This is a genomic window from Thiomicrospira sp. (genome assembly GCF_036568485.1).
GTDB lineage: Bacteria > Pseudomonadota > Gammaproteobacteria > Thiomicrospirales > Thiomicrospiraceae > Thiomicrospira.
Genome location: NZ_DATCSL010000074.1, coordinates 1 through 8,256 on the forward strand (window position 1 = coordinate 1; position 8,256 = coordinate 8,256).

The 8,256-nt window shown below is 46.8% G+C and carries 5 protein-coding genes; 2 read left to right on the forward strand and 3 right to left on the reverse strand.

Going from position 1 to position 8,256, the window contains the following annotated elements; genetic code table 11:
• Positions 1-147 precede the first annotated feature (147 nt).
• Together ppx and ppk1 are read right to left on the reverse strand one after the other, a co-directional pair.
• Entirely contained in the window at positions 148-1,653 is a 1,506-nt protein-coding gene (gene ppx / locus VIM91_RS07505) for an exopolyphosphatase (RefSeq protein WP_331864200.1), read from the reverse strand.
• Positions 1,654-1,727: 74 nt separating this feature from the next.
• Entirely contained in the window at positions 1,728-3,866 is a 2,139-nt protein-coding gene (ppk1, locus tag VIM91_RS07510; RefSeq protein WP_331864201.1) for a polyphosphate kinase 1, read from the reverse strand.
• Positions 3,867-4,135: 269 nt separating this feature from the next.
• Here ppk1 and VIM91_RS07515 point away from each other — a divergent pair, with 269 nt between their 5' ends.
• A complete protein-coding gene (locus VIM91_RS07515; RefSeq protein ID WP_331864202.1) occupies positions 4,136-5,215 on the forward strand; it encodes a flippase-like domain-containing protein in 1,080 nt (359 codons plus the stop codon).
• Position 5,216: 1 nt separating this feature from the next.
• Entirely contained in the window at positions 5,217-7,487 is a 2,271-nt protein-coding gene (locus VIM91_RS07520; RefSeq protein ID WP_331864203.1) for a glycosyltransferase, read from the forward strand.
• Between the two features lie 58 nt (positions 7,488-7,545).
• Here VIM91_RS07520 and VIM91_RS07525 read toward each other — a convergent pair.
• On the reverse strand, positions 7,546-8,256 hold a 711-nt coding region (locus VIM91_RS07525; protein ID WP_331864204.1), incomplete at its 5' end, for a TOBE domain-containing protein.

Sequence of the window (8,256 nt, forward strand, 5' to 3'; positions counted from 1 at the left end):
AGCGTCCTAGCCAGGTAAGTGACTACTACAGGCGAAAACAACAGAAAGAGCACTATGACAAACTACAGATGTCGCTGTTGTGAGGCCTGGCTATGATGCATCAGAAATTATTCCGGACACTAGTGCCAGGCCTGGTGGTTAAATGGGTTAAGCAAAACTTAAGCTAAAGCCAGCGGCTTCAAGACGTTTGGCTTCAATTTCCAAATCTAACAAAGAGAGTGGGTGGTTTTTTAACCAGTCCTCTTCAAACTTAAGATGAATCGCATGACCCTCTTGAATCATTAAGAGTATTTCTGGTACTTCTAAATCTCGGCCACGATGGATGCGCACGGCTAAACGCAGTAAAACGGTCAAAAAAATCAATTTTTGGTTATGGGGTTCTAGCAAGTTTTCGAAAGCTTCGACCACAAATTTACCGCGATGATTTAATAACATCGCCGCCAGCATTTGTTTTTCTTGGTTGGTAAAGCCAGCCATGTCTGATTGCTCAATTAAATAAGCCGAATGATGACGGTAGCGTTTGTAGCTTAACGCCATGCCGCATTCATGAAGTTGACAGGCCCATTCTAATAACTTGGGATAGTCGTATTCGCTATCGTGTAGGTGCCAAATATTATGAGCTTGGTTAAAAAATTTACGCGCCGATTGCGCAACGTGGAGAGCTTGCTGTGTATCTACCTTCATCCAGGTCTGCATGGCACGCACACTAGCTTCACGCGAATCTTCAGCAAACATACGCCCTAGGGTATCAAACACCAAACCTTCACGTAAGGCGTTAGAGCTTACTTGCATTTGTTGAATATTTAATTCATCAAAGGTTGCAATTAATATCGCTAAACCGGCCGCTAACACCGGACGCCGATCGTCTTTTAGACCGTTTAACTTTAACTCTTGTACGCTGCCGGCTTTAATCATTTCACCGCGTAACGCTTGAAGCCCATCAAGAGTAATGTGGCCATCCGTCCAGCCGTTTTCTTGCAATAAAATGCCGATAGACTTAATGGTGCCGGAGGCACCGTAAGTTGCATCCCAGCCCAAGTTCGTTAGAATACGACGGTGTGGCCGCAGTATTTGACGAGCACTGGCAATGGCATTATTCATGCGCTCGGTGGTGACAATATCTTCGTCAAAAAAAGGTGAGCTGAAACTAACACAACCCATTTCGGTGCTGGTGAGGTGGTTGTTATTAAAGCCGCGTCCAATGATATATTCGGTGCTGCCGCCGCCAATATCCATAATCAAACGTTGTTCATCACTGCTTGGTAAGCCATGCACTACGCCTAAAAAGATCAAGCGGGCTTCTTCTTGACCGGAGATAATTTCAATATGATGACCAAGTGCTTTGCGCGCCGCGATTAAAAATGCACGGCTGTTGTTGGCGTTACGTAAGGTGTTAGTCCCCACTGCGCGGACATTTTGGCTGGGGATATTTTTGATCAATTGGCCAAAGCGTTCTAAACATTCGAGTGCATTGGTGACGGCGTTTTCGCTTAAGTTATTTAGGCCGTCTAAGCCAGAACGTAAGCGCACCATTTCTTTATGTTTGTCCACCACTTGCAATTGGCCGTGGACTTCGCGCGCGACGATCATATGGAAACTGTTCGATCCCAAGTCTATCGCCGCATAAAGATCATTATCGGATGAAGTTGTCATAAGGTCACATCTAACTAATTTGCGCGTAGTTTACTCGGTTTGACCAATCAAACCAAATTTGATTTAACCGAACCTTAAGATTCCAATTGGCCACTGTATTTTTCAACTAACGAGAGTTGAGCGTTAAACGCCACTTCGTCTTGTGCAAGTTCATGCAGTTTATAAGAGCCATCCGCCTGAAGTTCCCAGGCCGAGGTGGTGTCTTCCAAATAAATGGCGAGCCCTTCAGTAAATACCTGTTGAAAACAATCGGCATCCAAAATCGGAAAACAGGTCTCCACACGTGCGAGCAGGTTGCGACTCATCCAATCCGCACTGGAACAATAAAGTTGTGGTTCTTGGCCGTGGTTTTCAAAGTAATAAACACGGTGATGCTCTAAAAAACGCCCAATGATTGAACGCACTCGTATATTGTCCGATAAGCCGGGAATCCCGGGCGCCAAACTGCAAATACCACGCACAATTAAGTCAATCTGTACGCCGGCTTGTGAGGCGGCATAAAGTGCATCGATAATCTGTTTTTCCTGCAAACCGTTCATCTTGGCGATGATTCGAGCTGGTTTACCTTGGCGTGCATTTTCCGCTTCGCGTGCAATGCGTTCTAGCATGCCACTGTGCAAGGTGAAAGGCGATTGCAACACGACTTCTAAATCATTGGTATTGCCCAAGCTAGTGAGTTGTTGGAAAATTTTGGTGACATCGCGCCCAATCGCCGGGCGACAAGTAAATAAACCAAAGTCGGTATAAAAACGGCTGGTGATATGGTGATAGTTACCGGTGCCCAAATGTACATAGTGGCGCAATTTTTGGTCTTCACGTCGTACCACCAAAATCATTTTGGCGTGGGTTTTATAACCCACTACGCCATATACCACATGCACGCCTGCATCCTGCAAACGGGTGGCTTGTTGAATATTGTTATCTTCATCAAAACGGGCGCGCAACTCCACCACCGCGGTAACTTCTTTGCCGTTTTTAGCCGCACGCACCAACGCATCAATAATCGCGGACTTATCACCAGTACGATAAAGTGTCATGCGAATCGCTAAGGTATCGGGGTCTTTTGCGGCTTGATTTAAGAAATCAATTACCGGCGCAAAGGCATCGTAAGGGTGATGCAGCAAAATATCCTTGTCACGAATTTGATCAAACAAATTGTCGGCTTCTTTTTTGCGTGTAAACAAACGGAAGGCGGTTTTGCTATTTTTTTGTGGCGTTAACTGGCGTGCCGAGAAAGGTTGGAATAATAAGTCTGGACGATTCACCATGTTCGGCACCGCGTCTAAACGATGTAAGTTCACCGGGCCACGCACTTGATAAAGTGCGCTTTCATCCAGCTTAAAGCGGTTCATCAAATATTCCACCATCGCCGGTGGGCAGTTGTCAGCGACTTCTAAACGAATTGCATCACCAAACTGGCGCCCATAAAGCTCGCCCTGCAGCGCACTCATAATGTCATCGACTTCTTCTTCATCAATAAACAAGTTGGTGTTGCGTGTGACACGGAACTGATAACAGCCGGTCACGGTCATGCCGGGGAAAAGGTTAGCGACATTTGAGTGCAAAACCGAAGATAAAAATACAAAATCGTTTTCGCCGTCAGTCGCTTCAGGAGGCAGCTTTATTAAGCGTGGCAAGGAGCGTGGCACCTGCACAATCGCCAAACCATTCGAACGCCCAAATGCGTCTTTACCTTCAAGCGACACGATAAAGTTCAAACTCTTGTTCAAAATTTTCGGGAAAGGGTGCGACGGATCCAGCCCCATTGGGCTTAATACTGGCTTAAGGGAATCTAAGAAATAATTACGAATCCACTCTTTCTGCTTGTCGTTCCAATGATTACGACGCACAAACCGAATGTTTTCTTTTTCCAGCGCGGGAATCAAAATATGGTTAAGCGTGTTGTACTGGTCTTTTACCACCTCATGCGCCACTTCGGTCAGCATGGCGATGGCTTCTTTGGGTGCCATATTATCTGGTTGAGTGCGTGCGCCTGGGTCTTTTGATAACTCCATCAAACTGGCTAAACGCACCTCAAAAAACTCATCCATATTGCTGCTGGAAATACACAAAAACTTCAAACGCTCTAGCAACGGAATTTCCGGGTTTTTAGCTTGCGCTAGCACTCGACGGTTAAATTCTAATAAGCTGCGTTCGCGGTTAAAGTAAACTGGTTGTATCGGTTGATCGATTTGTTCAGGTGTTGTGTTCATTCTTAAAGCCTTGATGAGCGAAATTGTGTGCGTAATTCCATCTATTCTAGCTCAAACCACCGAATTTGGCATGACGGTTTGGTGAAATAATAGGTTCGAACCAACCACCAGGCCTGGTACTTCGTTTTACATCAAATGGTGATGACATATTCGGTGCTAATAAATGCGAGACGGGGCGAGTGATTTAAAGGGCAAATGCGAATTGCGCCTTAGATAATTAAGCGCTCGTGATAAAATCAGTCTTTTGATCTGTCCCTGAAAGGAATAACTTGAACAACCCTCATCATGATTCTGTGGAAGCCAATCGCTTGCCCATTCGCTTTAGTGCGCTTCAATGGATGTGGATGGCGGTTTTGTTTATTGCACTGACTGCATTGGGCGTTTTGTCTGTGTATCTTCAAGTCGAGGGGGCACGCTGGCAGTGGGATAATGCGCTTCTAAATCCCGTGTTTTTAGTGTCAGCCATCGGCTTGTTGCTAGTCTATTTTGCGGCGGATGGTCTACGGCTTTGGTTTACGCTTAAGGCATTAGGCTACGCCATTCGATTGCAAGATATGGCGCAATTGGTGTTTTTGAATATTTTTGTCTCTAATATTACCCCGCTTGCGACTGGCGGAGGTGTGGCGCAAGTCTGGTTTTTGCGCCGCCATGCGGTGCCGGTTGGTGCGGCGATGACAGCGACAACTATTCGCACGGTGTTGGCGATTTTGATGATTTTTAGTGCCGCACCTATTTTATGGGCCTGGTTGCCTGACTTGGGCGGTGAGGCGCGCGGCCTTATTCAAACCGGGTTTTGGCTGGCCATTGGCACTTATGCTTTAGGCTTTTTCCTGGTGCTGTTTAAAACCGATTGGTTGATACGGCTTTTACTGGCGTTGATGGCCGGGCTTTGCCGGATTAATCTATTGTCCCAAGCGCGTTTTGTCACCATTAAACGTCATTGGATTCGTGAGATGCGTCGCTTCAGTCGCGGTTTTCGAATGTATTTTGCGGGCGGTTGGTTTTGGGTGAGCGCGTCGGTATTAAGTACGGCGGTGTTTTTAATCGCTTTGTTTTCGTTTCCAGCGCTGATTTTCTGGGCACTGGGTTATGACTTATCCTATTGGATCACGCTCGCCAAAATGGTGGTGACCACCTTCATTATGTATTTTTCGCCCACGCCGGGTGGTTCCGGTATTGCCGAAGGCGTGTTTGGCGGCTTCTTTTCGGCCGATCTGTTAACCACACACCTGGTGTTGGCGGTAGTGGTCTGGCGAGCCTTAACCATTTATTTAGGCATGTTGATCGGACTGGCGGTCACTTTTCATTGGTTACGACCTAAACCATTAGATCAAAAAGCAGGAGCGTAATATGCGTCGAACGCTGCGAAAACGAGTGGTATTTGGCTTAATTGCGATGATTGTCGCCATTTTAGGTTATCGACTGTATCTGTTTTTCATCGAAACCGATTTTCAATCGGTGCATGGCCATCAATTGACTGCAATTGAACAACCTTTAAATGCTGAAACTTATCGCTTTGCAGTGGTAGGTAACATCAATAATTCGGTCGGTCTATTTGAACGTAATATGGTTCCTTTGCTAAATCGCGATGAAGCGGCGTTTGTCATATCGGCAGGCAATGCGGTTAGTGGCGGCGGTGAAGATAAATACCGTGCTTTATATCGCACACTAGAGCACTTAGAAAAACCCTATTTACTCACAGTTGGGCCAAACGAAACGGAAGCTTTGGGGGCGGTACATTTTTATCGTCATTTTGGCCCTTTTTTTTACACACTCACCCAGGGCAATCAGTTCTTTGCCTTTTTAGATGGTACCAGTGAAGAAACCTATCGCTTTCAATTGCAGTGGTTAGAAAAGCGTTTAAAACAAACCCAAGCACAAAATCGTTTTGTGTTTATTGCGCAACCTTTGTGGGATGTTGGTGAAGAGCCAGCGGTGGATTTTGATAGTCAGTATTTAGCACAAGATCCAGCTTCGGAGCGGTTTCGAACCGGCTTAATTGCGCTGTTTGAACGTTATCAAGTTGACGTGGTTTTTTCCGCCAATTTACATCTGTTTGATCAACGCGAGAAAAACGATGTGCGTTATGTCACGACCGGTGGAGCAGGCGGTTTGGTGATAAATGATGACACCAGTTATTACCATTATGTCTCGGTGGATGTGGATGGCGCGCAAATCAGCATCAATGAACACAAACTCGACATCGGCCAGCACCCGATAATGAAACATCTCGAAAGCCTGTGGTTTTTTGTGCATTCCTTATTTTATGTGGGGCACCTCAATTTTCTATTAATTATGGCGGTGTTGATCATTATCGCCGTCAAACTTTATGGCGCGGTGTTTGAAGAAAAAGATTATTACCCAAATTATGATCTCGACCTAAGCCCGTTTCTAAAACGCCCTTTGCGCATTGCGATGATGACCAACAATTACCTGCCGTTTGTCGGTGGCGTGCCCATTTCAATTGCACGTTTGGCGAGGGGGCTGGTGGCAAAAGGCCATTCCGTATTAGTGATCGCGCCTGATTACCAGACCAAGGATCAAGCTGAGCAAGATCAATCCTTAGCGGATGGGTTTGATGTGGTTCGATTGCCTTCCTGGTTAAAGATTGGCGCAGGGCAACCGTTTCGATTGGCGAATTTATTTTCCACGCGCGTCAAGCAAGCCTTGCAAACCTTTAAACCTGATCTTATTCATGTTCATCATCCTTTTTGGTTGGGGCGGCTTGGTTTAATTTGGGGGCGGCGATTGGGTGTGCCGGTGGTGCTGACTTATCATACTCGGCTAGAACATTACGCGCATTTTGTGCCGCTGCCCAGTCCATTGTTCCGTAACGTGATTGTACATGGCGCGGTGCGGCGTTTTGCTAATCGATGCGATGCGGTGATTGTGCCAACCGCATCGGCTGAAGAATACCTGCGATTAATTGGCGTTAAACGCCCAATTTATGTGCATCCAACCGGGATTGAATATTCCGACTTTCAGCAAACAGACACGCAAAATATATCGACACTCAAGCAACGCTGGGGGATTGAGCCTGGACAAGTTGTTCTCGTGTCAGTCGCCCGGCTAAGTCCAGAAAAAAACTTTGAATTTATGCTACAAGCGCTGGCGAGCCTCACAACCAAGACAAACAAGTCGTTTAAATGTTTAATTGTAGGGGAGGGCGAATCGCGCGAAACCTTGCAGGCGCAAATTGATAGCCTAGGTTTAACCGATAAGGTTTTGCTGGTTGGCAAAGTGCGACCCGATCAAATGCCATCCTTATATCAACTGGGTGACATTTTTGTATTTGCATCTCGCTCTGAAACTCAAGGCATGGTGATTCTTGAAGCCATGGCGGGTGGTTTGCCAGTTGTCGCCGTGCGCGCCAGCGGCATTGATGACGTGATTGAACAAAACCAAACGGGTATCAAAACCCCAGAAAACCACCAGGCCTGGTCAAAAGCGGTGCAAACCTTAATCGAAGAAGATGACTTGCGCCAGCGTATGAGCGAGGCGGCTCAAGCTTTCGCCAAAGAATTCGACATTGAACCTTACGCCGCCAGCGTACAGCAAACCTATGCCGAAATCCTTGCGGAATACGCACAGGTAAAAATAAGCCGAAAAAAACGCTTGTGAGTTAGAGCGGCTGGATGCTTGCTAACGCGTAACCGCAACCAGGCCTGGTGTTTGTGGCTTATTCTGTCATCGCCACGGATTTAATCAAAGCATAAACCACCAGGCCTGGTTGTAGGTTGAGGCGTTGGGCTGAGGCTTGAGTGATTTCGGCAAATAGTTTTTGCTGATTGCTTAGGTTTAAACGTACTAATAAACGGTGTTCATCGAGCGGAATTAACTCATCTATCGTCACTGGCAGATGGTTGATGATGCTTAAATCTTTGGGGTCGGATAATGCCAAACTCACGTCGCGCGCAAGCACGCGGATGCGTACGCTTGGGGTGTGGATGTCGTGGGTTTGGCTGAGGTAAAGTCGGTCATCGCCCAGTTTTATTTCACGTAACCCAGCGTCCACCAGGCCTGGTTGTCCGATTAAAACCGATACCGCACCTTGCTCGTCAAATAAGGGCGAATCGGCACGGGCTAAGGCTTGCTGCAGGGTTTCAATGGTCTCAATTTTGCCGTGTTTCATAAACACGATTTGGTTGGCCAAACGTTCGACTTCAATCGGTGCATGGGTGATATACAGCACCGGCAAATTGAATTCGGCCACCAGTTCTTCTATCAAACTTAGCAATTCAGCTTTGGCGCGCCAATCGAGTGCCGACAGCGGTTCGTCCATGCATAATAGTTTGGGTGACATTAATAATGCCCGCGCAATCGCCACGCGCTGTTTTTCGCCGCCGGATAAAAAGGTGACCTCTCGATCCAGTTTGTCGGCGATGCCAAC

Coding starts and splice junctions, on each gene's coding strand:
- ppx (WP_331864200.1), bottom strand. CDS start 1,653: ATGACAACTTCATCCGATAATGATCTTTATGCGGCGATAGACTTGGGA.
- ppk1 (WP_331864201.1), bottom strand. CDS start 3,866: ATGAACACAACACCTGAACAAATCGATCAACCGATACAACCAGTTTAC.
- VIM91_RS07520 (WP_331864203.1), top strand. CDS start 5,217: ATGCGTCGAACGCTGCGAAAACGAGTGGTATTTGGCTTAATTGCGATG.